We start from the raw sequence: 22,587 nt of genomic DNA, 5'->3' as shown, positions 1-22,587 counted from the left end.
AGGAGATCTGCATGAGTCCGCAACCCTATAAGCATCAGCCTGCCGAATTCGAGTTGTCCATCAGTCGTCTGATCGACGCGCCGCGCCGCAAGCTCTTCCGCGCCTGGACCGAGCCGGCCCTACTCGTTCAGTGGTGGGGGCCGCATGGCATGACCACGCCCGAGTGCGAAATGGACCTGTGGTTCGGGGGCCAGTTTCGCACCCTGATGCGCGCGCCGGACGGGACTGAGTATCCGACCATGGGGGTCTTCCTCGAGATTGTCGCGCCTGAGCGACTGGTGTTCACCGACGCGTTCATTCCTGGCTGGATTCCTTCGGGCAAACCCTTCATGTCAGCCGAAGTGACCCTCGAAGACAGGGACGGAAAAACCCTCTACACCGCCCGGGCCATGCACTGGTCCGAAGAAGACCGCCAGGCCCATGAGGCCATGGGTTTTTACGATGGCTGGGGACAAAGCCTCGATCGATTGGTGACGCTGGTGACTGATGGCATGCCGGACTGATGACTGACGCTTCGGTCACGGCTCGGGTCGAGCAGGTCTATCGCGAGGATTCGCGGCGGATTCTGGCGACGCTGATCCGCTTGCTCGGCGATTTCGACCTCGCCGAAGAGGCTCTGCACGAAGCGTTTTTCGTCGCGGTCGAGCGTTGGCAGCGTGACGGAGTGCCGGACAACCCGCGCACCTGGCTGGTGTCCACCGGGCGCTTCAAGGCCATTGATGTGTTGCGTCGGCGCGCGCGTTTTGCCGCGTCCCGGCCGATGTTGATTGCTCAACTGGAGGAGCTGGAGCAGGCCGACTGGAGTGATGAAGACGTGGAAGATGATCGCTTGCGCCTGATCTTCACCTGTTGCCACCCGGCCCTCGCGTCGGATGCCCAGGTGCCGTTGACCCTGCGCGAAGTGTGCGACCTGACCACGGAAGAAATCGCCCGCGCCTTTCTCTCGGCACCGGCAACCATCGCCCAGCGCATCGTGCGCGCCAAAGCGAAAATACGTGACGCCAAAATCCCTTATCAAGTGCCGACACTGGCGGAACTGCCCGAGCGTCTCGACAGTGTGCTCAGGGTGATTTACCTGGTGTTCAACGAAGGTTACTCGGCCTCTGTCGGCGCCGAACTGACCCGCGAGGACCTGACACGCGAAGCGATCCGGCTCGGGCGGTTGTTGATGGAGTTGCTGCCGGAATCGGAAGTGATGGGGCTGCTGGCGTTGATGTTGTTGCATGAATCACGCCGCCCGGCCCGGACGTCGGCGAGCGGTGAGTTGATTGTGCTGGATGAACAGGATCGCTCGCTGTGGGATGCCGGGATGATTGCCGAGGGTTGCGCGCTGGTGGAAGCGGCGCTGACCACCGGAACCTTCGGGCCTTATTGCCTGCAAGCCGCGATTGCGGCGGTGCACGCCGAAGCGCCCACGGCGGGGGAGACTGACTGGCAGCAGATTGTGGGGTTGTATGACGTGCTGTTGGCGGCGGTGCCTTCACCGGTCATTGAGTTGAACCGTGCAGCGGCGATCTCCAGGCGGGATGGGCCGTTGGCGGGGTTGGTGTTGGTGGACGGGATTCTGGATCGGGGTGATTTGCTGGACTACCACCTGGCACATTCGGCGCGGGCGGAGTTTTGTCGGCAGTTGGGAAGGAGTGAAGAGGCGCGGGCGGCCTATGAACGGGCGCTGGAATTGACGCAGCAGGTGCCGGAGCGGCGGTTTATTGAGGCGCGGATCAAGGCGTTGAAGTGATGTGAATGTGCGGACCTCTTCGCGAGCAAGCCCGCTCCCACAGGGTTGGCGCAGAACCTGTGGGAGCGTGGCTTGCCCGCGAAAAGGGCCGAAGGACCTTCACTCCAGCATCTTGCCGAGCAGCCAACTCCCCGCCGGCCCCGGCGGATGCAGCCGCGACCACAAGGCATCGACAAACACCGGTTTCGGCCAGCCCCGAACGTCCAACTCCTGCAATGTCCCGGGGCCAAACCGCTCCACCAACCATCGCGGCAACGGTGCCCAGCCAAACCCGCCCTGGGCCATTTCCAGCAGCATCAGATAGCTCGGCGCCGACCAGACGCGGCCCTTCGCACGGCTTTCATACGGATTGACGATCGTCGCCAGACGCAACTCCCGATGTTGTTGCAACACGTCTTGATCGACGTGGCCCAGCGCCGCCAACGGATGCTCGCGGGACACAAACAGGGCAATCTCCGTCCGCTCCTCCACGGTCGAGCTGACCAGGTCCGGCGGGTAACTGTCCTGCTTTTCGGCGAAGGCCACATGCGCCCGACCGCTTTGCACCAGCGCCACCAGGTCATCGCATTCAGCGATCAGGCATTCGAGTTCAAGGTCCGGATAACGCTGATCGAACGCACTCAGCGCCGCTTCGAAACGGTCGGACTGATAGGTGTCGGAAATCGCCACTGTCAGCTTCGGCTCAACCCCTTGGGACAGTTGGCTTGCAGTCATTTCCAGGCGGCTGGTGGCGGCCAGTATCTCCTCGGCCCGCTGCAGCATCACGTGCCCGGCCGGGGTCAGGCTCGGCTTGCGGCTGCTGCGGTCGAACAGGACCAGGTTCAAATCGATTTCAAGGCTCGCGACCGCTGCACTGACGGTCGACTGACTGCGCCCCAGTTTGCGCGCTGCCGCGGAAAACGAACCTTGCGTCGCCGCCTGGACAAACGCTTGCAACACTTCCTGAGAAGCCATGAACTATCGCCTTGATCGATGGTTATTGGTTATGAAGTATCGGCGTGAGGCCGGATCATGGCAACCACAGTCACTCAGGGAGTCCTGATCATGAGCGTCAACAAATCCATTACTGAACGTATTTTCCAGGCCATCTGTTTCGAAGTGCTGGCCATCCTGATCTGTACGCCGCTACTGGCTTGGATCATGGACAAACCGATGATTGAAATGGGCGCTGTCACCGTTGTGATTGCCGCGCTTGCTCTGGGTTGGAACGTGGTCTTCAACGGGCTGTTCGACCGATTGCTCAAACACTACGGCATCGTGCACAACGCCTGGGTACGGGTTGTCCATGCCCTGTTGTTCGAAGGCGGGCTGGTCGCGATGGGAGTGCCGCTGATTGCCTGGTGGCTGAACGTCAGCCTGTGGCAGGCGTTCCTGCTGGATATTGGCGTGTTGCTGTTTTTCCTGCCGTACACCTACGTTTATCACTGGGCGTATGACGTGGTGCGCGAGCGCATCCTGATGCCTCGCGCAGTCAGTTGATCGCTGTTGTTTTTGTGGCGAGGGGGCAAGCCCCCTCGCCACAGGTTTCAGTTACAAAAACATCCCGCCCGACGCTTCAACGCGCTGGCCGTTGATCCACTGGCTACCCGGTGCCAGCAGCAATGCAATCGCAGCCCCGATGTCATCCGGCTGACCCACACGACCCAACGCGGTATTGCTGGCGACGTAGCTGTTCACGTCGCTGTTATCACGCACCGTGCCACCACCAAAATCAGTCTCGATGGCGCCCGGCGCCAAGGTGTTCACGGAAATGCCGCGGGCACCGAGTTCCTTGGCCTGGTAGCGGGTCAGCACTTCCATCGCGCCTTTCATCGCCGCGTAAGCGCCGTAACCCGGCAGGCTGAAGCGGGTCAGACCGCTGGACACGTTGAGGATGCGCCCCCCGTCCGCCATCAGCGGCAGCAGGTTCTGGGTGAGGAAAAATGGCCCTTTCAGGTGGATGTTCATCAGCAAGTCGAACTGGGCGACGGTGGTGTCGACGAAGTTCGCGGTCAGGCCGATGCCGGCATTGTTGAGCAAAAAGTCGAAGTGCTGGCGATCAAAACGGCTGTGCAACACGTCGGCGACCTGGGTGGCGAACGCTTCGAAATGTTCGCTTTGGCTCACATCGAGTTGCAGCATCACCGCCCGAGCGCCGAGGCGTTCGATGTCGGCGACCAGTGCCTGCGCCTCATCGGCCTTGCTGTTGTAAGTGCCGATAATGTCGACGCCTTGGGCAGCCAGATGCAGGGCTGCGTTTTTGCCGAGGCCGCGGCTGGCGCCAGTGATCAGTGCGATTTTAGTGTTCATGGGACTTCCTCAAGGGGGGGGAGTGACGGTGTGGAGGAAGTTTATTTATCCGGCGTATGGTGATAAACAGACTGAAACTGGAATCACTGGTCGGTTAAACCGAACAATAGAGGGGCCGCCCATGAACAAGCTGGAACTGCTGCGCACCTTCGTTCGTGTCAGCGAGATGTCGAGTTTTACCTTGGCGGGCGAAAGTCTGGGCGTGCCCCGGTCGACCGTTTCGGAGCACGTTCAGGCGTTGGAAGCGTTGTTGGGGACGCGCTTGTTGCAACGCACTACGCGCCGGGTTCAGGCAACGCAGGACGGCCTGGTGCTGTACGAGCGCAGCAGGGATTTGTTGTCGCACATGGATGAAATTGAAGGGCTGTTTCGTCAGGATGCGGCGTCGCTCACCGGGCGGATTCGCTTTGACATGCCGAACTTTTTGGGCCGTCAGATGGTGCTGCCGCGCTTGCCGGAATTCATGGCGCTGCACCCCAACCTGGAACTGGAAGTCAGCACCACTGATCGCCGGGTTGATTTGCAGAGGGAAGGCTTTGATTGCGTCGTCAGGGTCGGTGTGCAGCCGGATCAATCGGTAGTTGCGCGTCACGTGTGTGATTTTGCGATGGTCAATTGCGCCAGTCCCGCCTACTTGCAGCGCTTTGGCGTGCCGGAAAGTCTTGAGGATCTGGCACACCATCGACTGGTCCATTACGTCGGCGTACTGGGTTCGCGCTCGGAGGGTTTTTTGTACGAGGTGGACGGCATGTTGCATCGATTGCCGATGGCGGGCAGCGTCACGGTGAACAGCACTGACGCCTATGAAGCGGCGTGCCTGGGGGGATTTGGTCTGATTCAGGCACCGGTCAAGGGCATGCAGTCGCATTTGGATAGCGGTGATCTGATGGCGGTGTTGCCGCAGTTCAGCGCACCGTCGATGGAGGTCTCGTTGCTCTACGCCCGGCAACGGCATTTGCCGCTGCGGGTGAGGGCGTTCATGGACTGGCTGGCGAACGTCATCCAGTCCACAACTTAACGCGTTCCGTGTAGGAGCCGGCTTGCTGGCGATTCAGGCAACGCGGTGTGTCTGGTTCACCGTGTTGTCTGAATCGCCAGCAAGCCGGCTCCTACAGGGGCGGGTTATGTGTCAGACGTGGAAATAGCCTACGCAGCTATCAAACGGCAGGCGTTTGAGTTCGATCTTGTTCAGGTCCAGCACTTCACGCAGGGCTTTGGTTTCGCCCGGGAAGTTGCGGTAAGCGACTTCGTCCAGGACCACGATCGCGCCTTTTGGCATGTACGGCAGGAAGGTTTCCAGCGCGACTTTGGTCGATTCGTACAGGTCGGTGTCGAGGATTAGCATGGCCACGACCAGGTCTGGACGGGTCTTGACCCACTCAGGCACGGTCTTGACGATGTCGCCCTTGACCAGTTCGCAACGCGGGATGCGGTTAACCGGGCGCAGCAGGTCGTTGGCGTCGATCATGTCCTGGATCAGCGACTGGTCGGTGTCGGAGAACATGGTCTCGTTGACGTCGGCCGGGTCTTCTTTCTTGTCGATGCTCTGGAAGCCTTCGAAGGTGTCGAAGCCCACGATCGAACGGTTGATCGCGTAGGGCTCGAGAATCATCGACAAGTGCATGTACAGCATCAGCGAGTTGCCCTTGTACACGCCGCACTCGATGATCGCGCCCGGTACTTCAGCGACTTTCTTGAACAGTTCCATGCGCGACAGCGCAGCGGTCACGCCGATGCGGTTGGCGAAGACGAACGGGGCGTCGGCCACGTACTCGGCATCGACCCGTTTCAGAACGTTGGCACGGGTTTCGTTGTACTGGGCCTCGGCAGGCGTGATGCGACGCTTGGTCATTGCTGGATTCCTTGGAAATTCGAGAAGTCGTGGGCGTGGAAATAGTCTTTGAAACCGGCGCCGACATCAGGGCAGGCGCTGTCGACGTTGATCGCGCCGCGCTTGTGCTTGAGGTCGTCGAGGTGCATCAGGCGGAAGTCCACGCTGAAGCGGGTCTGGTTGGTGTGGTTGGCGACCGTGCCGTGCAGGTGCGAGCCGGAGAAGATCAGCATTTCACCGGTATTGCCGGCAATGCGCACTTCCGACGCGGTGTTGATCGCTTCCATCGGCACCGGGTGCACGCGGACTTCCTCTTTGAGGTTGTCCTTGGCCTTATGCCGCTGGTTGCTGATCCAGTCGTTGAGGCTCCATTCGCTGGAGGTGTTCTTCACCGGCACGTCGAAGTAACCGGCGTTGATCATCATGGTCTGGTCGGGGCTGATGGTGTGCACCGGCATCCAGGTGTTGATCTGGCAATCGACGCTGCCGTACCACGTGTCGCGATGCGGTTTGTAGGCATAGCTGACACCGGCGTGCAGGTAGTCATAGTTCGGCACCACGCGAATGCGCGGCACGTCGAAAATGTATTCGTGCGGGTCGACGCCGATCTCGTCGATAAACGACAGGATCAGGTCCTTGGCGCGCTGGCTGTTGGTGAATTGGCCTTTGAGGCGAGTCACCAGTACCACGAATTCTTCCACCGGCATCAGCGTGTGCAGGGCCTTGTGGTTGGTCTCACCGTCGAAGGCGGCGGTGATGCTTTCCTGGGCGAACGCGCACAGCTCTTTGGCGGCGCGCAGCTGGGTGTTCAGGAAGATGTCGCCGGCGTAGATGGCTTCTTTGAAGTCAGCTTTGTGTTGAAGCTGATTGATGTACAGATTCACGATTCCACTCCTGAATGCATCGAGTCTCTTAAGAGTCGGCCACACGTTAGCAAACTGAAGTGCAATCCGGCGGGTGGTGGATCAATAAAAAGGCAAACGCCTGAATTTGCGACGAAATGCCTTCTACAGGCGATAAAAAACCCTGTAGCAGCTGGCGAAGCCTGCGTTCGGCTGCGCAGCAGTCGTGAATCCGGCACACGCGTTCCGTCTGATGTACCGCGTGTTCCGATTTTACGACTGCTGCGCAGCCGAACGCAGGCTTCGCCAGCTGCTACAAGGGGTATGTGTTGGGACTAGAAGAGTTTGGTGAACAGCCAGTACAGGCTGCCCGACAACAGGATCGCCGCCGGCAGGGTCAGCACCCAGGCCATCAGCAGGTTGCGGATGGTCTTCATCTGCAAGCCGCCGCCGTTGGCGACCATGCTCCCGGCCACGCCCGAGGACAACACGTGAGTGGTCGACACCGGCAAGCCGAACATGTCCGCCGCACCGATGGTCAGCATGGCCACGGTTTCCGCCGAGGCGCCCTGGGCATAGGTCAGGTGGGTCTTGCCGATCTTTTCGCCGACCGTCACCACGATGCGCTTCCAGCCGACCATGGTGCCCAGCCCGAGCGCAATCGCCACGGCGATCTTCACCCACAGCGGAATGAAGCGCGTCGAGTTGTCGATCTGTTGCTTGAACAGTTGCAGCTTGCCGGTGGTGTCGGCGTCGAAGTGGCCGACTTTGTTCTTGTCCATCAGGCGAATGGTTTCGCTGGTCAGGTACATGTCGTTACGCACGTTGCCCACGGCCTCGGCGGGTACTTTGGACAGCGAGCCGTAACCCTTGACCTGCGCGCCGATACTGCCCGTGAGGGCGGCGAGGGCCGGGATCAGTTGCGGCGTGGCTTCCTTGCTGCGCACGTACTCGGAGAGCACCGGACGCGGATCGGCCGGAGCCGGCATCGGCGCGCTTTTCACCAGCGCTTGCTGGGTGACTTCGGCGACGGCGGCGAACTGCAGCGCCTGGTCGGCCGGCATGGTGCGGTTCAGCGCATAGGCCATCGGCAGCGTGCCGACCAGAATCAGCATGATCAGGCCCATGCCTTTCTGCCCGTCGTTGGAACCGTGGGCGAACGAGACGCCGGTGCAGGTCACAATCAACATGCCGCGAATCCACCACGGCGGTGGCGTGTTGCCAACCGGCGCCTTGTACAGCGCGCGATTCTTGACGAACGCACGCAAGGCCAGCAGCAACAACGCGGCAAAACCGAAACCGACCAGCGGCGACAACAGCAGCGCGTAACCGATCTTGGTGGCCTGCGCCCAGTCCACACCGCTGGTGCCGTCATGGCCGTGCATCAGGGCGTTGGCCACGCCGACGCCGATGATCGAACCGATCAAGGTGTGCGACGACGAGGCCGGCAAGCCCAGCCACCAGGTGCCGAGGTTCCACAGGATCGCCGCGATCAACAAGGCGAAGATCATCGCGAAACCAGCGGAGGAACCGACTTGCAGAATCAACTCAACCGGCAGCAGGGCGATGATGCCGAACGCCACTGCGCCACTCGACAGCAGCACCCCGAGGAAGTTGAAGAACCCGGACCAGGCCACCGCAAAGTTCGGCGGCATCGAGTTGGTATAAATCACCGTGGCCACGGCGTTGGCGGTGTCGTGGAAACCGTTGACGAATTCAAAACCCAGTGCGATCAACAGCGCCACGCCCAACAGCAGAAACGGTGTCCAGGTGGTGACCACCGTGCCGAGTTCGTTCATGTCGTGCATCAGGCTGTAAGCGGTGAATAACAGCCCGCTGGCCAGCACCCCGAAAAACACCACGAGGGTGAACAGGCTGGGTTTTTTATCGAATTGGGGCCTGGCGCTACGGGCGGGAGCCTGGGTTTTGGCGGTGTAGGACGGCGTAGCCATGACGGACAATCCTGAAGAAGGAAGGAGTGTCCGTCATGATCGTTGCCAAATGTTACAGAGAGACTGCCTTGGATCAGGGTTTGGGGTTTTTGCATTCCCGTTAATCAGAATTCACCCCGGGTTTGAGGCCGGGCACGACTGTGGCGAGGGAGCTTGCTCCCGCTCGGCTGCGAAGCAGTCGCAAAACCTGCTGGCAGGGTGTGGCTGGAAGAATGCCGTGGCCGCTGCGCGACCCAACGGGAGCAAGCTCCCTCGCCACAGGGGTTTGATGGCGTTTTGAAGATCAATAATCCTGGCGCTTACGAAACGCCCAACGCCCCGCAATCACGGTGAACGTCGCGACCAGCGCCACCAGAATCCAGAACCCCTCTGGATCCCCCGACAATGGCACCCCACCCACGTTCATGCCAAAAAAACCGGCAATGATGTTGATCGGCAGCGCCAGCACCGTCACCACCGTCAGGGTGAACAGCGTGCGGTTGCTCTGCTCGTTCAGGTTGGCCGCGATCTCTTCTTGCAACAGCTTGATCCGCTCACCCAGCGCCGTGAGGTCGTTGATGATCAGCGCAAACTCCTCGGTGGACTTGCGCAGTTCCTTCACGTCCTCCTTTTGCAACCATTGCGGCGGCCGGTTGAGCAATCGCAACAACGAACCCGGCTCCAGCGCCAGCAACCGTTGCAGGCGCACCAGCACCCGGCGATTGGCACCCAGTTCTGCGCGGTTGGTCGACAGGCGCGAGGACAGCAATTCATCTTCGATCTGATCGACACTGAGGCTGGTCTTGCGCACGATCTGGGTCAGCACTTCGCCCTGGTCGCGCAGCAAATGCACCAGCAATTCCAGCGGTGAACGGAAGCACTCGCCGGCCTTCACCGACGACCGCAGCTTGTCCACCGAGTGCAGCGGTTGCAGGCGGGCGCTGATGATCAGCCGACTGCGGGCACAGACCCAGAGCGTCGACACATCCGACGACACCATGCTGCTGAGGTTGAACACCACATCGTTGACCACGGCCAGCAACGCCGAATCCACATGTTCAATGCGCGTGGATCGAGACCCTTCGTGCAACGCCTCGAAAAATTCGTCCGGCAATTCCAGATGGCTTTTCATCCAGCGCTCGCACGCGGCATGCGCGAGGTTCAGGTGAAGCCACAGAAATTCATCGCTGTCGTCCGGTTGTTGCAGGCATTGCAACGCCTTGGCCGAGTCGATCTCCCGACCACGCTCACCGGGGCGAAAACTGAAACCGTAGAGCAGACCGAACAGGTCCGGGTCGCGATGGCTTTGGTCGATGCTGTGGTTCATGAGGGCTCGCAAGAGGGGCAATCGCTCTATGTAGCAGCTGTCGAGCCCCAGCGAGGCTGCGTCCGGCTGCGCAGCAGTCGTGAAATCAGACGATGCGGTGTCCCAGGAAGACCGCGCAATCAGGTTTTACGACTGCTTCGCAGCCGAACGCAGCCTCGCAGGCTCGGCAGCTGCTACGGGGCAGCAGGGTTACGGCTGGGTTCACTTGAGCCGCATCATCGCAAGCCGGGATGACGATTTTGTGACGATGAAGTGACCGCAAACGATTGCGTTGCCGGTGGTCGGATACATCTCAAGAACCGCTCTGGCACGCCGATCACGCTTAGGTTAAGTTGCGCGCCCTCGGCCAGCCGCCGACGTCGCAGACAGGGAAGTCCGGACACCTTTCACGCTTGGTTACGGCGTGTCTCACCCCCTGTCATGAGTATTACTCGATGCTGCAAAAATCCCTGAGAGCACAAATCCTCGCGTTGCTGAGCGGCAGTCTGTTGGCGATGTTGCTGATCGCGCTGGCCTGCTTTCACTTTCTGTCCAGCGGTGTTCAGAGCTACGCGAACCTGATCGAAGGCCCGTTGCACACCTCGCAGTTGATCGACGAAGCCAACCTGCAATTCAAGGTGCAGGTTCAGGAATGGAAAAACGTCCTGCTGCGTGGCAAGCAACCGGCCGACCTGGACAAATACTGGAAGCAGTTCGAAGACCGTCAGCGCGATGTGCAGGGCATTCTCGGTGAGCTGGCCGGGCAAAAAGGTATCGAGCCGCAACTGAAAACCCGTATCGAACGCCTGCGTGACGAACACCGTCTGCTGGGCGCCGCCTATCAGAAGGGCCGTGATGCCTATGTGGCGGCCGGTGCCGACCCAACGGCTGGCGACGCTGCAGTCAAAGGTGTCGACCGTGCCGCCAGCGAACAGATGACCGAGTTGGTCAGCGAATTGCGCAAGCAGGGAGCCGAACAATCGAAGCAGATCAGCGCCGACGCCGATCGCACGGTGTTGCTGGGGATCATTGTGATGCTCGCCTCGGGTCTGTTGATCGGCCTGTTGAGCCTGTGGCTGGTCAATCGCTACCTGGTTGAACCGATCCGCAAACTGATCGACTACGTCGCGCAACTCAGCCAGGGCAAGTTTGCCGACCGCGTGGCCAGTACCCGGCAGGATGAGTTGGGCAAGTTGGCAGTCGCGGCCAACACTTTGCGTGATTTCCTCGCCGAAACGTTCAGCCGTTTGCAGCGCAGCGCCAAGGACCTGGACAGCGCCAGCGGTGAATTGAATTCGATCGCCGGCCTCATGGCCAGTGGCACCAACGAGCAGTTCAACCGCACCGATCAGGTGGCCACGGCGATGAACGAAATGTCGGCCACCGCCCAGGAAGTCGCCCGTCACGCCGCCGATGCGGCACGTGCCGCCGACGATGCCGACCAGTCCGCCCAGCACGGCGAAAAAGTCATGCAGGGCACCATTCACACCATCACCCGGATGCGTGGCGAAATTGCCAATACCGCCACGGTCATTCGCCAGCTGGAAACCGACAGCGGACGCATTGGCAAGGTGCTGGAAGTGATTCGCGGCATCGCCGAACAAACCAACCTGCTGGCGCTCAACGCGGCAATTGAAGCGGCCCGTGCCGGTGAAGCCGGACGCGGTTTTGCGGTGGTCGCCGATGAAGTGCGCAGCCTGGCCCAGCGCACGGCGGCGTCGATCATCGAGATCAACCAGATCATCCAGACCGTGCAAACCGGTGCGGTGGACGCGGCTCAGGCGATTGAAAGCGGCCAGTCGCGCAGTGAAGAAAGCGTCGAGCAAGTGACCCAGGCCGGCGCCATGCTGGAGCGGATCACCCACGCCGTGGAAGCCATCCGCGACATGAACCGCCAGATCGCCACCGCCGCCGAAGAGCAGACCTCGGTGGCCGAGGACATCTCGCGCAACCTGACTGAAATCACCAGCATCGCCAGCACCAACCTGGATAACGTGCAGCGCACCGAAGCGGCCGGCCGTAATTTGCATGGGTTGTCGGGGCAGTTGAATGAAGTGACGGCGCGTCTGAGCGCGTAATGGAAATGGCTGTGTAGCGCTTTGCTTGCGGAGTCGCTACACCGTCGATCCCAAGTCCGGTCCATGGGACTGCGCAAGCTTCACTGTCTGAAGCCGATAGGCAAAAAAAAGCCGCACGATCCGAAGATCGTGCGGCTTTGTTTTAGACGGGAATCAGGTGTCTTGTTTGTCGCTCAGGACTTTGCCGGTGGTGGCATCGAAGTCCACGTCGAATTCTTTGCCGTCAGCGGTTTTCAGTTCCACTTCGTACTCGTAGTTGTTGAAGTGGTTGTCCAGATCCGTGTCGGTGATGGTCGCACCCGGATGCAGTTTCAGTGCAGCCTGGTTCATTTCTTCCAGTGGCTTGATCTTGCCGCTCTTGACCAGCTCAGGGATCTGGTCGACACGAACGTCAGCCTGAGCCAAGCCAGCGGTGAGGGTCAGGGCAGCAGCAGTGAACAGGGCAGTCAGGGTTTTCATGGGGTTCTTTCCTTGGGGTGATCTGTTTAAGTAAGTCCAGATTAACTGTGGCAACTTAATTCACCCTTAATTCCAAAGACCGTGTCGTTTGGAAGGTTTCGCGGGCAAGTCGGATTGCCCGCGAAGAAGTCGACGCGGTGTCGTGCCTGCTACCGATCAGTAGCCGTTGTTCTGCAGCAACTGCGCGACTGTCCCGGCCGCTGGGCGCTTGTAGAACTTCAGCAGTTCGCTGGCGCGGTTGGTGAAGATGCCATCGACGCCGGCGTCCATGACTTTCTGGTAATCAACCGCTTCGTCGATGGTGTAGACGTGCACCAGCAGGCCTTGATCGTGGGTGTACTGGTTCATCCACGGTTTCACCAGGTCCGAATAGCTCTGATCGCCCCCCTTGGTCAACGCAGCCGAAGGACCGGTGCCGATCGCACCCTGGGCCTTGGCGTACTCGACCCATTGCTGGAATTCGGCTTTGTCTTTCGGTTCCTGTTTGGCGTAGTAAGTGGCCTTGTCCTTGTCGCCGGACTCGGCAAACGTCACTTTGGATTTCGGCTCGATGCTGCCTTCGCCGACCCACAGCAGCAGGATCTTCGGCACTTGCGGCATTTCCTTCTCAAGCAGTTCGAGGCTGCTCTTCTCGAAGGTTTGCAGCACGACCTTGCCTTTGCCCTGGCCGACCGCCAGATTGCTTTTCGCCAGTTTGGAACCGGCCGGGCTCAGCCAGCCGCGATCCTGCAATTTATCCTTGAGGTCGCGCTCGAGGCCGGGGAATTGCTTTGGCTCTTTGGTCTCGATGTACAGGCCGGGCTTGTGCAGTGGATTGCCCTGGGCGATGTCGATGATTTCGTCGAGGGTCAGGATCTTCAAGTCGACGTAGGAAGGACGTGCGCGATCCGGGTACGCGGCGTTGAACCAGCTGCCGGCATCCAGGGTTTTCAGTTCGGCGAGGGTGAACGCGTTGGCCGGGCTGTCCTTGCGATCAGGGAATTTGGTGGCGACGTCGGTGGTGCGTTGCAGGTTGTTGTCGTGCAGGGCGAACAGCACGCCATCCTTGCTGCGTTGCAGGTCCAGTTCCAAGTAGTCGGCGCCCAGGTCACGGGCCAGTTTATAAGACGCGGCGGTGGATTCCGGTGCATCGTAGGACGCGCCACGGTGGGCGATCACCGCCGGGTGCGGGATGCCCAAACGGGTTGCCAGTGCAGTCGGGCTGGGCTCGTTGGCGGCCTGTGCCTGGCCGAAGCCCAGCAGCATGCTCAGCAGCAGGGCGCTTTTGGTGAAGGTAACAGGCATGGTCGAGGTCCTTTCGCGTTGAGTTTTCAAAGACGTCTCTTTTAACAACTGAGCGCCGCCAGCGCTATCGCCAGACCGACATAAACATGTTTAAAGCAGATTTTTTCAGCGCTTTTGTGCAGTTCTTTGCAGTACTCTTGGCCCCGGCGTTTCCCCGGCAGAGGGAAATCCGATTGTTTGTCCTTGCGTGTAAACCATCGTTCACCGGTCGTTAACGACCTTTTGTGAGGTTTATATGCGCATCACTTCCGAGCTTATCTGCCAGGCCGCCGACCAACTCAAAGGCTTCGTCGGCCTCAATCGCAAGACCGGCCACTACATTGTGCGTTTCAGCGAAGACTCGTTTGGCATGGACGTGGCTGATGACGGGATTATTCCCACCAGTGAATTTGTCTGGGCATCGGGACCGGATCAGGCCATGACGCTCAAGCGTGAGTTGATTCAATTGTTGCTGGACCAGAATATCGATGACCGGATCAACGTGACCGAGCCGTTGCGGGTGTACATGAATCGGCCGGAAGTGCCGGAGATTGCGGCGGTGCGGAGTCTGGTTCGGGGCTGAGTTTTGTAGTGACAGGGCTGGCCTCATCGCTAGCAGGCTAGCTCCCACAGGTGGATATGTGTCGTACACAAATCCAATGTGGGAGCTAGCCTGCTAGCGATGAGGCCGAAAGAACACCTCATTGCTTTACTGCTTGAACCCATACGCCCGCTCAACCTTGCACACCCGCGTATGACACGCCGAATACCACGTCGACCGCCCCCGCTCACGAATCTCACTGTGCTCGGGATGATGTTTCCACGCCAGAATCGCCGCCTCGCTGGCCCAGTACGACACCGTAATCCCCACCCCCTCTTCGCCCCGAGCCGATTCAACACCGAGAAACCCCGGTTGCTCGCGGGCCAGTTCCACCATGCGTTCGGCGGCCTCGGCGTAGCCTTGATCGCCGTCGGTGCGCAGAGAGGTAAAAATCACCGCGTAGTACGGCGCTGATGGCGTATCGGCAATCATGCTTGTTGCCTTTTGCAGGCTTCGACCAACGCCCGAGCCAGCGGCGGTAGCGTGCCGATGAGCGCGGCGCGTTCGGGTTGGAACAGGGTGGCGACGAAAAACGGATGACCCTGGAGCTCCACCGCCCGCAAGTCGCCGGTCGAGTCATGGCCAACGGCGCACAACTGTTGGGTCAGCAGCTCACGCTCGAACGCTGGATTCACGCCATAGCGGCAGCGATATCCCTCAACGATCTCAGCGCTTTCGTACACATTGGCGATCAACGAGCCTTCGACCAGATGAATGCTGTCCGTTGCTTCCACCAATGAACAGGTCAGCGGCGTGAGTAACGCGCGCGCAGCATCGGGATGGGTTTCGCCGTGTTCGGCGTCCTCCCAGCCCAATACGTTTCGAGCGAACTCAAGCACCGCATGTTGAAAACCGCCGCAGGTGCCGAGGAACGGTCGCTGCTGTTCACGGGCAAAACGAATCGCCCGTAACGCGCCGTCCATGTCGCGGTAAGGGCTGGCGGGCACGCACCAGAAACCGTCGTAGTATTGCAAAGGGGTGGCGGTGTTTATGTGGTCGGTGGCCAGCCACTGAAAGTGCACATCCACGTTCAGCTGTTCGGCAGCCATGCCGAGTGCCACGGGGATGGCCTGGTGGGCGGTGACCTGTGGGTCGTAGTCACCGATCAGGGCAATGCGGATTGCGGTGGTTTCCATGAGTGATCTCGACGCTTGTTGATTCCCGGCACCCACTATAGATTGGCGTTCACGCATTCAATATTGGCGTTATTCCAAGTGATCAATGCAGCAACGCACTATCGACTCGACTACCCAGACCTGGCGCTGATTCTCGCCTTGGTGCGCGGCGGCTCTCTGGCTCGGGCGTCGGCGCTGTTGAAGGTCGACGTTTCGACGGTGTTTCGCGCCGTTCGCCGACTGGAAGCCGCGCTGGGCCAGCAACTGTTCGAAAAAAGCCGTGCCGGTTACCTGCCGACCACGCTCGCCCAGACCCTGGCCGAGCAAGCCGAGCGCGCGGAACAAGCGCTGGACGCGGCGCGCATTGGTGTGGAGCAGGGCGGTGAAGTCATCAGCGGCACGGTGCGGCTGACCTGCACCGACTCTGTTCTGCAAGGGTTGCTGCTGCCGGCGCTGGCGCAGTTCATGCCGTCCTACCCGGCGCTGACCCTCGAACTGAGCACCTCCAACGACTTCGCCAACCTCAGCCGCCGGGATGCCGACATCGCCTTGCGACTGACTCGCACACCGCCCGAGCATCTGGTCGGCCGACGTCTGGCGGATATTTCCTATCGTGTCTGTGCCAGTGCGGCATACCTGAAATCGGTCGATCCTGAAGACCTGGCTTCACTGACCTGGATCGCGCCGGATGACTTTCTACCCGACCATCCCACCGTTGCGTGGCGGCGCCAGCAATTGCCCGGCGTCACGCCCGGTTATCGCTGTAACAGTATGTTGTCGGTGACCGAGTTGGTGCGTGCCGGGCTGGGCGTCGCGGCGTTACCGGACTTCTTGATCGGTGACGAACTGCAACCGCTGACCGGCCCGTTGAACGGCTACGACACCGCGCTGTGGTTGCTGACCCGTCCGGACTGCCGCGCGTTGCGTTCGGTGGTGACGTTGTTCGATGAGTTGGGGCGGGCGCTTCGATTGCCGTGACCGGGTGCTAATCCTTCGGATGATCTTTCACTAAATGCTGATGCATTTCCGAGGTGAGGTTTTCGATGCGTTCGGTCAGGGTCTTGGTCATTTCTGTGAGCCGGGTGTTTTGTTCGAGCAGTTCAAGCAGTTGCGTGGTGGTCTGTGCCGCTTGTGCCTGACGTTCGCTGTTGGCCACGGCGAGGGATTCCCGGTGCAGGGCGTCGGCATCGGACTGGGCTTTGTCCCGCGCCGCCTGACGGGTCTGGGCCAGCAGAATCAGGGGCGCGGCGTAAGCCGATTGCAGGCTGAACGCCAGGTTGAGCAGGATGAACGGGTAAACGTCGAAGTGGGTCACGCCAAAGACATTGAGGCAGACCCAGAGCACCACAATCAGCGTCTGGGCGCCCAAAAAGGTCGGTGTACCGAAAAAACGCGCAAAGGCTTCGGCACGCAGGGCAAACTTGTCGTTGCCGAACGTTGGCGCCAAGTGAGCGTGGGGGCGGTGAAAGCGCAGGTGATCGACTGCAGCGGAGGGTTTGGTTTCGTGGGTCGGGGTGGTCATGATGCTCTCTGCCTGGCGCTGGGACTGACGCTCACTATAGCCCCAGCGCCAGTTTCATCCTGAAACACATTGCCGCGTTTTATTCAGCGCGTCCCGTGATCGATCCTTCCGGCAGAGATTGTCATTTATGGCAGCTCGATTCAGCGCTGATAACAGGCCAGGAACATGTCCAGCGCCGACTCCACCACGGTGCGTTGCATCTCGCCTGACAGCGCGGGTAGCCCCATGGAAATCTGCGGCCAGAACGCAAAGGATTTGAGCATTCCCTGGATCTGCTGGGCGGCGAATTCGGGGTCGACCGGTTTCAATCGACCGTCCGCCTGGGCGGCGCGAATCCACACGGTCAGGCCCTCTTCACGCTCACCCATTCGGGCCACCATGTTCTGCGCGCGCTCAGGAGAATGAATGGTGGCGGCGATGGCCACCCGTGCCAGGTCGAGGAAATTGTCATCGCCCAGCATCTGCATTTTTGCCTGCAACATCCGGCGCATTTGCTCGCGCAGGGGCAGGTCAGGGCGGTAGGGCGTTTCCTGTTCGGCCGTCACCCGGGCCCACAGTTGATTGAGGATTTCGGCGAACAATTCTTCCTTGCTGGGGAAGTGGTTGTACACCGTGCGCTTCGACACGCCAGCAGTGGCGGCGATCCTGTCCATGCTGGTGATGTCGAAACCGTTGGCACGGAATTCGGCAATCGCCGCCTGGATGATCGCTTCGCGTTTTCGGTCGGTGAGGCGCTGTGGAGCTGTCATAAGTACGTTTCGGCAGTGGCCAGAGAAGAATTACACTCGGCAGTTTACTTGTGATCGGCTTTGATGCAACCTAGAAACTACACTGTGCAGTGTAATGTTTCGTTAATCCTGCACAGTGAACAATAGAATCTTCGGCTGATGCGTGCGTGCTTTGGCCAATTATCGTCCCACCGTGAAATACCGCTTTGCGGTTTTCTGGAGTTCCTCAGTCATGGCCAACTCAGTTTCCCCCGTGGACAATGCCTCCACGCCTGAAGCCTCCCGTCAGGCACAAGGGCTGTTCCAAAATCATGTGCCTGTGCAACGTGAAGGCTTGCGAAAAATGCTGCGCATCATGTGGAACATGATTTTCCACAAACCGCGCAACACTCGCCCGACGGCGCCCGTCCCGGTGCAAGCCCTGACCCAGGCCGCGTTGATTGCGGCCCCCAACCACAGCGTCTACCGCCTCGGCCACTCCACCGTACTGCTGAAACTGCGGGACAAATTCTGGATCACCGACCCGGTCTTCGCCGAGCGCGCTTCACCCGTGCAGTGGGCCGGCCCCAAGCGTTTTCACCAGCCACCAATCAGCCTCGAAGAACTGCCGCCGATTGAAGCGGTGATCCTGTCCCACGACCACTACGACCACCTCGATTATCAAACGGTGCTCAAACTCGCGGATAAGGCCAACTACTTCCTGACCCCACTGGGCGTGGGCGACACCCTGATAAAGTGGGGCGTCGATGCCAGCAAAGTGCGCCAACTCGATTGGTGGCAGGGCACGGAAGTGCATGGCATCCAGTTTATCGCCACACCGTCCCAGCACTTTTCCGGGCGCGGCCTGTTCGATGGCAACAGCACGCTCTGGGCCTCGTGGGTGATGATCGATGGCGACACGCGGATCTTCTTCAGCGGCGACAGCGGTTATTTCGATGGCTTCAAACGCATCGGCGAACAGCACGGCCCGTTCGACCTGACCCTCATGGAAACGGGCGCCTACAACGTCGAGTGGCCGCACATTCACATGCAGCCTGAGGAAACCCTGCAAGCGCACATCGACCTCAAAGGGCGCTGGTTATTGCCGATTCACAACGGCACCTTCGATTTGTCGATGCACGCCTGGTTCGAGCCCTTCGACCGGATTCTCGCATTGGCCTGGGAACGCAATGTGTCGATCACCACGCCGCAAATGGGCGAGGCGTTCAACGTCATGTATCCGCAGCGGGGAAGAACCTGGTGGTCCAGGCTGGAAGATGAACGCGATCTGGTCGTCACTCAGAACGCCTGATCCTCTGCCGTCGGGCCGCTCGCCATGGAGCGGCCCGCGATCTTCGCCACCGTCAGGTCGCGAACATTCCCGTCGAGAATTTCATCCATTTCCCCCGCTGACAGCCCAAGCCTTTGCGCCGCTTCCACCTTGCCCAACTGACCGGTGTCGAGCAGCATGCCTATCTTCATGAGGTATTCGGCCTTGGCCCTCATCTCACCCACATCGGCAGCACCCGAAGACGGATCACCGCGCCTGTCGCATTCATTGATTCCATTCATCTGCTGACTCCTCACTCAACCATCGCGTAGTCCGCCCGACCCACCGGATCAGGCGTCGACCCTTTCACATTCATCCCCCGACCCGGCGCAAATCCCGGGAAGAACACCAGGCCTTCGGATTCAAACCGATACGCCAACGCCAGCCGGGTGACATCCAGCACATCGCGTTCAGCCTCAAATCGCACAATGGCGTCCACGGAGACACCGGACTCCTCCGAGAGCTCTTCCACGCTCCAACCCAGCATCACTCGGGCCTGGGCACAGTGGGCCGGGGTGAATTGGAAAAGGGTGATACGTTCCAGGGTGATTTTCATCGCAAGAGAGGCCATGGTGTTCTCCGGGCTCGAGAGTGCTAATCCAAAAAGTACTGTGATTTTGTACAGTTGTTTTGCGCCCGGATCAAACTCATTTTTTGATTTTTGCTATTTCGCCCCCTCCATCCAGACGGACGGTGCCTGTCCCAAAACGCGGCGAAACATCGTCGAGAATGCCGCCGGGCTGTCATAACCGAAATCCAGCGCAATGCGCGTTACCGGCGTACCCGCCGCCAACCGCGCCAGGGCCAGCACCACGCAGGCCCGCTGGCGCCATTGGCTGAAACTGAGGCCAGTCTGCTGGCGGAACAGCCGATTGAACGTGCGCAGGCTGATGTGCAAATGATCGGCCCATTGCTGTGGCGATTGATGCGCGTCGGGCCGCTGCAAAAAGCCTTGGCACAACCCCAGCAACCGCACGTCGACCGGTAACGGAATGTGCAACGGCAAGTGAGCACTGCGCGCCAGTTCATGCAGCAGCAAGTCGATCAGCGCGCCATCGCGCCCGGCCTCGTCATACGCCAGCGGGATCTCCACCGCTTCCATCAACAAGTGCCGCATCAACGGCGACACACTGATCACCTGGCAACGAGCCCCCAGATCAACCGTGCCTGGTTCGATGTACAAACTGCGCGTGCTCACCCCCAGCATCAGCACTTCATGCGCCACTCCCGCCGGAATCCACACCGCCCGCTGCGGCGGCACCACCCAGTTGCCGTCATGCGTGCTGACCTGCATCACCCCCGTGGCGCCGTACAGGAGTTGTGCCCGCCTATGCGTATGACGGGGCAACACATGACCGTGGGAATAATCCGTACCGACCGCCACCACCGAGCGGGGCGTGTCGTCCAGCAGATTGATCGAAACATTGCGCATTGAGCGGCTTCCAGCAGTTGGCGTAAACGCGAACATTATTGGCTGACTTGCTGAAGCAGGCCAAGACGCATCGCTCTATTGTCGACCGCTCTCAATCAACGGACGACGCGTGATGTTTTATCTCTTATTGGCATTTTTCGGCTGCATGACGGGTGTCACCGCGGTGTTGTTCGGTTTTGGTGGCGGCTTCGTCGTGGTGCCATTGCTCTACCGCCTGCTCACTGCCAGCCACGGTGTCGACGACCCTATCGGCCAATCGGCGATGCACATTGCAGTGGCCACTTCGACTGGTGTGATGGTCGTCAATGCGTTGATCGCCACCCGAAAACATCACCGCGCTGGTCATCTCATTCACCATTACCTGTGGCCGTTGAGCGGATTCATCGGCCTGGGCGCAATCGTCGGAGCAGGCGCCGCGATGTGGGTGAGTGGTGAATTGATTCGTTATGCGTTCATCGCGTACCTGGGCGTAACCATCGTCGACTGCCTGTTCCGACGCGGTTTTCTAACAGCGTCCGACACCGCAATCCCACGGCGATTGGGGAGGGCGGAAGTGTCGGGTGGTGGCGCAGGAATCGGCGCGGTCGCGACGTTTCTCGGCGTGGGCGGCAGCGTCATGACTGTGCCGTTGTTGCGGCGTTGCGGGCTGAGCATGAGTCAGGCGACGTCCATGGCCAATCCGTTAAGCCTGCCGGTGGCGCTGGCCGGGACGCTGACTTACATGGCGATGGCGGGGTTCAGTGAGTTTGATCTGGGAGCTTGGTTTATCGGGTATGTGGATCTGCTGGCGTTTGCGGTGTTGACGATGGGATCGTTGGTGGGGATTCGATTGGCCACGCCTTGGATCGGGCGGATACCGGATCGGGTGCATGCGCGGGTGTATGTGGGTTTGCTGGTGTTGGTGATGGTCAGCATGTGCCTGAATTGAACGCCGTCACTTCGCCTCCAACCCCGGCGCTTCCCGAATAATGAAGTGATCCAGGTTCTCGATATTCGCACTGAACACCCCGAACGTCTGCTCGGGGTTTTTCTTGCTCGGCACCTGCTTCAACTCCGGCGTCACGCCATAAAAGAAGCAATACAACTCCGCCTCGCTGTCGATGGCATGTTTGATCTCTTCCAGAAACGCTTTGCGCTTGCGGTAGTTCTCGATCAGCTTCTTGCTCAGGTAAACGTTGACCGAATACGGCTTCTTCTTCGCCTCATCCGCCTGCTTGAACCAGACCTTCTGTTCAAAATCGATGCGAAAGCTCTGGGTGTAATCCTTGATCTCCTTGATCTTGCCCCAGTAAATCAGCCCCTTGTTGTCCGTCAGGTATTCGATCCTCTTGAAGAACGACCCATAAGGCGCCGTGTGCTCGCCAATCTTCAGCGGCATGCGCTTGAGCAGGTCCTTGTCCTCGAAGTTCGACACGAAGCACTCCACCGGATGGGCGAAGACACTGGTCTTGTCCGGCGCAGCTTCATGGCTCGGGTGTTCTGTGTTGCTAGCCACAGTGGTTGGCTTCGGATCGTCCCGCACCACATCCGCCGCCACCGCCGCGTTCGACGGCTTACGCACATACTCACGCCGAGTCAGCAACAACTCCGACGGGAAATGCTCCTCGCGACTGTCATCCGTTTCCGCACCCTCTGCGTCCACACCTGACGCCGACGCCTTGAGACTGGCATAAGGACAATCCGCCGCATGCCGGGTGCTGGGCGTGTTCTTGAAATGCGGGGTGCGTACGTAATTCACGTTTTTGGCGTTGAACGTCGTCAACACATTCGCCGCATCGAACGCCGCCCTGCATGCGTCATTGGGGCATTGGAAGTGCTCCTTGGCGGAATCGAACTCCATGGTTTCGTCGAAATTCAAATCGCGCACGTCATAGATCGACAGCTTGTCGTCGAGGCTGAGGCAGTAGGCGAGATCGAATTTCATGGAGGGCTCGGGTCCTTGAGTGGGGAAGGGTATTAATAGCGGGAGGCGGGGCGGGTTGCACTGACTGTTTTCAATACAGCGCAAAATCTGCGGCAACCCACCAAACCTGTGAGAGCGAGCCTGCTCGCGATTCCCAACATCACCACAGTAACCAAGCCAGGCGCGAACCTGTGGCGAGGGGGTTTACCCTCGTTGGGTCGCGAAGCGGCCCCAAAACCA

Annotated in this window: 25 protein-coding genes; 9 read left to right on the top strand and 16 right to left on the bottom strand. The window is 59.9% G+C overall.

The genetic code is table 11. The annotated features are described in order from the left end of the window. The first annotated feature begins 11 nt into the window (after positions 1-11). Positions 12-503: an SRPBCC family protein gene (locus ACA075_RS22945; protein ID WP_497295526.1), complete on the top strand. Its 492-nt coding sequence runs from the start codon at positions 12-14 to the stop codon at positions 501-503. Beyond that, a complete protein-coding gene (locus ACA075_RS22940; RefSeq protein WP_497295525.1) occupies positions 503-1,738 on the top strand; it encodes an RNA polymerase sigma factor in 1,236 nt (411 codons plus the stop codon). The genes ACA075_RS22945 and ACA075_RS22940 overlap by 1 nt, the downstream gene beginning before the upstream one ends. 99 nt (positions 1,739-1,837) lie before the next feature. Here ACA075_RS22940 and ACA075_RS22935 read toward each other — a convergent pair whose 3' ends face one another. Continuing rightward, a complete protein-coding gene (locus tag ACA075_RS22935) occupies positions 1,838-2,692 on the bottom strand; it encodes a LysR family transcriptional regulator (protein ID WP_497295523.1) in 855 nt (284 codons plus the stop codon). Positions 2,693-2,782: 90 nt separating this feature from the next. On the opposite strand from ACA075_RS22935, the gene ACA075_RS22930 reads away from it, so the two are divergent. After that, complete coding sequence (locus tag ACA075_RS22930; protein WP_497295521.1) at positions 2,783-3,217, top strand: multidrug/biocide efflux PACE transporter; 435 nt, start codon at positions 2,783-2,785, stop codon at positions 3,215-3,217. Between the two features lie 51 nt (positions 3,218-3,268). Here the strand turns inward: ACA075_RS22930 and ACA075_RS22925 are convergent, their stop codons facing one another. After that, positions 3,269-4,027: an SDR family NAD(P)-dependent oxidoreductase gene (locus ACA075_RS22925; RefSeq protein ID WP_094471074.1), complete on the bottom strand. Its 759-nt coding sequence runs from the start codon at positions 4,025-4,027 to the stop codon at positions 3,269-3,271. 121 nt (positions 4,028-4,148) lie between these two features. On the opposite strand from ACA075_RS22925, the gene ACA075_RS22920 reads away from it, so the two are divergent. After that, positions 4,149-5,045 carry a LysR family transcriptional regulator gene (locus ACA075_RS22920; protein ID WP_497295519.1) on the top strand — a complete coding sequence of 299 codons (897 nt, stop codon included), beginning with the start codon at positions 4,149-4,151 and terminating at the stop codon, positions 5,043-5,045. Positions 5,046-5,156: 111 nt separating this feature from the next. Here the strand turns inward: ACA075_RS22920 and ACA075_RS22915 are convergent, their stop codons facing one another. From ACA075_RS22915 to ACA075_RS22900, 4 genes are all read right to left on the bottom strand, one after another. After that, positions 5,157-5,879 carry a TylF/MycF/NovP-related O-methyltransferase gene (locus ACA075_RS22915; RefSeq protein WP_046031989.1) on the bottom strand — a complete coding sequence of 241 codons (723 nt, stop codon included), beginning with the start codon at positions 5,877-5,879 and terminating at the stop codon, positions 5,157-5,159. Next, a complete protein-coding gene (locus ACA075_RS22910; RefSeq protein WP_219095434.1) occupies positions 5,876-6,742 on the bottom strand; it encodes a 2OG-Fe(II) oxygenase family protein in 867 nt (288 codons plus the stop codon). The genes ACA075_RS22915 and ACA075_RS22910 overlap by 4 nt, the downstream gene beginning before the upstream one ends. A gap of 293 nt (positions 6,743-7,035) precedes the next feature. Next, positions 7,036-8,652, bottom strand: a complete 1,617-nt coding sequence (locus ACA075_RS22905; RefSeq protein ID WP_497295517.1) for an inorganic phosphate transporter — start codon at positions 8,650-8,652, stop codon at positions 7,036-7,038. Positions 8,653-8,935: 283 nt separating this feature from the next. Beyond that, complete coding sequence (locus tag ACA075_RS22900) at positions 8,936-9,958, bottom strand: transporter (protein WP_219095432.1); 1,023 nt, start codon at positions 9,956-9,958, stop codon at positions 8,936-8,938. A 434-nt stretch (positions 9,959-10,392) separates the two neighbouring features. Here ACA075_RS22900 and ACA075_RS22895 point away from each other — a divergent pair, with 434 nt between their 5' ends. Further along, a complete protein-coding gene (locus tag ACA075_RS22895) occupies positions 10,393-12,015 on the top strand; it encodes a methyl-accepting chemotaxis protein (RefSeq protein ID WP_497295515.1) in 1,623 nt (540 codons plus the stop codon). A gap of 153 nt (positions 12,016-12,168) precedes the next feature. On the opposite strand, the gene ACA075_RS22890 is transcribed toward ACA075_RS22895, so the two are convergent. Beyond that, entirely contained in the window at positions 12,169-12,474 is a 306-nt protein-coding gene (locus ACA075_RS22890; RefSeq protein ID WP_010457288.1) for a PepSY domain-containing protein, read from the bottom strand. Between the two features lie 156 nt (positions 12,475-12,630). Continuing rightward, positions 12,631-13,758 carry a glycerophosphodiester phosphodiesterase gene (locus ACA075_RS22885; RefSeq protein ID WP_497295513.1) on the bottom strand — a complete coding sequence of 376 codons (1,128 nt, stop codon included), beginning with the start codon at positions 13,756-13,758 and terminating at the stop codon, positions 12,631-12,633. A 235-nt stretch (positions 13,759-13,993) separates the two neighbouring features. On the opposite strand from ACA075_RS22885, the gene ACA075_RS22880 reads away from it, so the two are divergent. After that, positions 13,994-14,320 carry a DUF2025 family protein gene (locus ACA075_RS22880; RefSeq protein WP_497295511.1) on the top strand — a complete coding sequence of 109 codons (327 nt, stop codon included), beginning with the start codon at positions 13,994-13,996 and terminating at the stop codon, positions 14,318-14,320. Between the two features lie 126 nt (positions 14,321-14,446). Here the strand turns inward: ACA075_RS22880 and ACA075_RS22875 are convergent, their stop codons facing one another. Both ACA075_RS22875 and ACA075_RS22870 read right to left on the bottom strand, forming a co-directional pair. Beyond that, complete coding sequence (locus ACA075_RS22875) at positions 14,447-14,770, bottom strand: antibiotic biosynthesis monooxygenase family protein (protein WP_497295509.1); 324 nt, start codon at positions 14,768-14,770, stop codon at positions 14,447-14,449. After that, entirely contained in the window at positions 14,767-15,474 is a 708-nt protein-coding gene (locus ACA075_RS22870) for a CTP synthase C-terminal region-related (seleno)protein (RefSeq protein WP_497295507.1), read from the bottom strand. The genes ACA075_RS22875 and ACA075_RS22870 overlap by 4 nt, the downstream gene beginning before the upstream one ends. A 15-nt stretch (positions 15,475-15,489) precedes the next feature. Here ACA075_RS22870 and ACA075_RS22865 point away from each other — a divergent pair, with 15 nt between their 5' ends. Beyond that, positions 15,490-16,431, top strand: coding sequence for a LysR family transcriptional regulator (locus ACA075_RS22865; RefSeq protein ID WP_497295505.1), 942 nt, complete (start codon positions 15,490-15,492; stop codon positions 16,429-16,431). A 7-nt stretch (positions 16,432-16,438) separates the two neighbouring features. On the opposite strand, the gene ACA075_RS22860 is transcribed toward ACA075_RS22865, so the two are convergent. Both ACA075_RS22860 and ACA075_RS22855 read right to left on the bottom strand, forming a co-directional pair. Beyond that, the gene (locus ACA075_RS22860; RefSeq protein WP_497295504.1) at positions 16,439-16,975 is read right to left on the bottom strand and encodes a DUF1003 domain-containing protein; all 537 of its coding nucleotides are present in this window, start codon (positions 16,973-16,975) and stop codon (positions 16,439-16,441) included. Between the two features lie 140 nt (positions 16,976-17,115). Further along, complete coding sequence (locus tag ACA075_RS22855; RefSeq protein ID WP_497295502.1) at positions 17,116-17,724, bottom strand: TetR/AcrR family transcriptional regulator; 609 nt, start codon at positions 17,722-17,724, stop codon at positions 17,116-17,118. A 211-nt stretch (positions 17,725-17,935) separates the two neighbouring features. Between ACA075_RS22855 and ACA075_RS22850 the strand changes: the two genes are divergently transcribed. Next, the gene (locus ACA075_RS22850; RefSeq protein WP_497295500.1) at positions 17,936-18,994 is read left to right on the top strand and encodes an MBL fold metallo-hydrolase; all 1,059 of its coding nucleotides are present in this window, start codon (positions 17,936-17,938) and stop codon (positions 18,992-18,994) included. Here ACA075_RS22850 and ACA075_RS22845 read toward each other — a convergent pair. The 3 genes from ACA075_RS22845 to ACA075_RS22835 form a co-directional block, all read right to left on the bottom strand. Continuing rightward, complete coding sequence (locus tag ACA075_RS22845; protein WP_141213502.1) at positions 18,982-19,254, bottom strand: XRE family transcriptional regulator; 273 nt, start codon at positions 19,252-19,254, stop codon at positions 18,982-18,984. The genes ACA075_RS22850 and ACA075_RS22845 overlap by 13 nt on opposite strands. 11 nt (positions 19,255-19,265) lie before the next feature. Next, on the bottom strand, positions 19,266-19,583 hold the full coding sequence (locus ACA075_RS22840) for a helix-turn-helix domain-containing protein (protein ID WP_497295498.1): 318 nt from the start codon (positions 19,581-19,583) through the stop codon (positions 19,266-19,268). Positions 19,584-19,676: 93 nt separating this feature from the next. Beyond that, positions 19,677-20,444, bottom strand: coding sequence for an AraC family transcriptional regulator (locus ACA075_RS22835; RefSeq protein WP_497295497.1), 768 nt, complete (start codon positions 20,442-20,444; stop codon positions 19,677-19,679). A 112-nt stretch (positions 20,445-20,556) separates the two neighbouring features. On the opposite strand from ACA075_RS22835, the gene ACA075_RS22830 reads away from it, so the two are divergent. Beyond that, on the top strand, positions 20,557-21,372 hold the full coding sequence (locus ACA075_RS22830) for a sulfite exporter TauE/SafE family protein (RefSeq protein ID WP_497295496.1): 816 nt from the start codon (positions 20,557-20,559) through the stop codon (positions 21,370-21,372). Positions 21,373-21,378: 6 nt separating this feature from the next. Here the strand turns inward: ACA075_RS22830 and ACA075_RS22825 are convergent, their stop codons facing one another. Beyond that, positions 21,379-22,368: a hypothetical protein gene (locus tag ACA075_RS22825; protein WP_497295495.1), complete on the bottom strand. Its 990-nt coding sequence runs from the start codon at positions 22,366-22,368 to the stop codon at positions 21,379-21,381. Positions 22,369-22,587 lie beyond the last annotated feature (219 nt).

It is taken from the genome of Pseudomonas sp. LBUM1663, from assembly GCF_059695905.1.
Note: the sequence above shows the minus strand (reverse complement) of the source record. Positions and strands in the feature narration are given on the sequence as shown.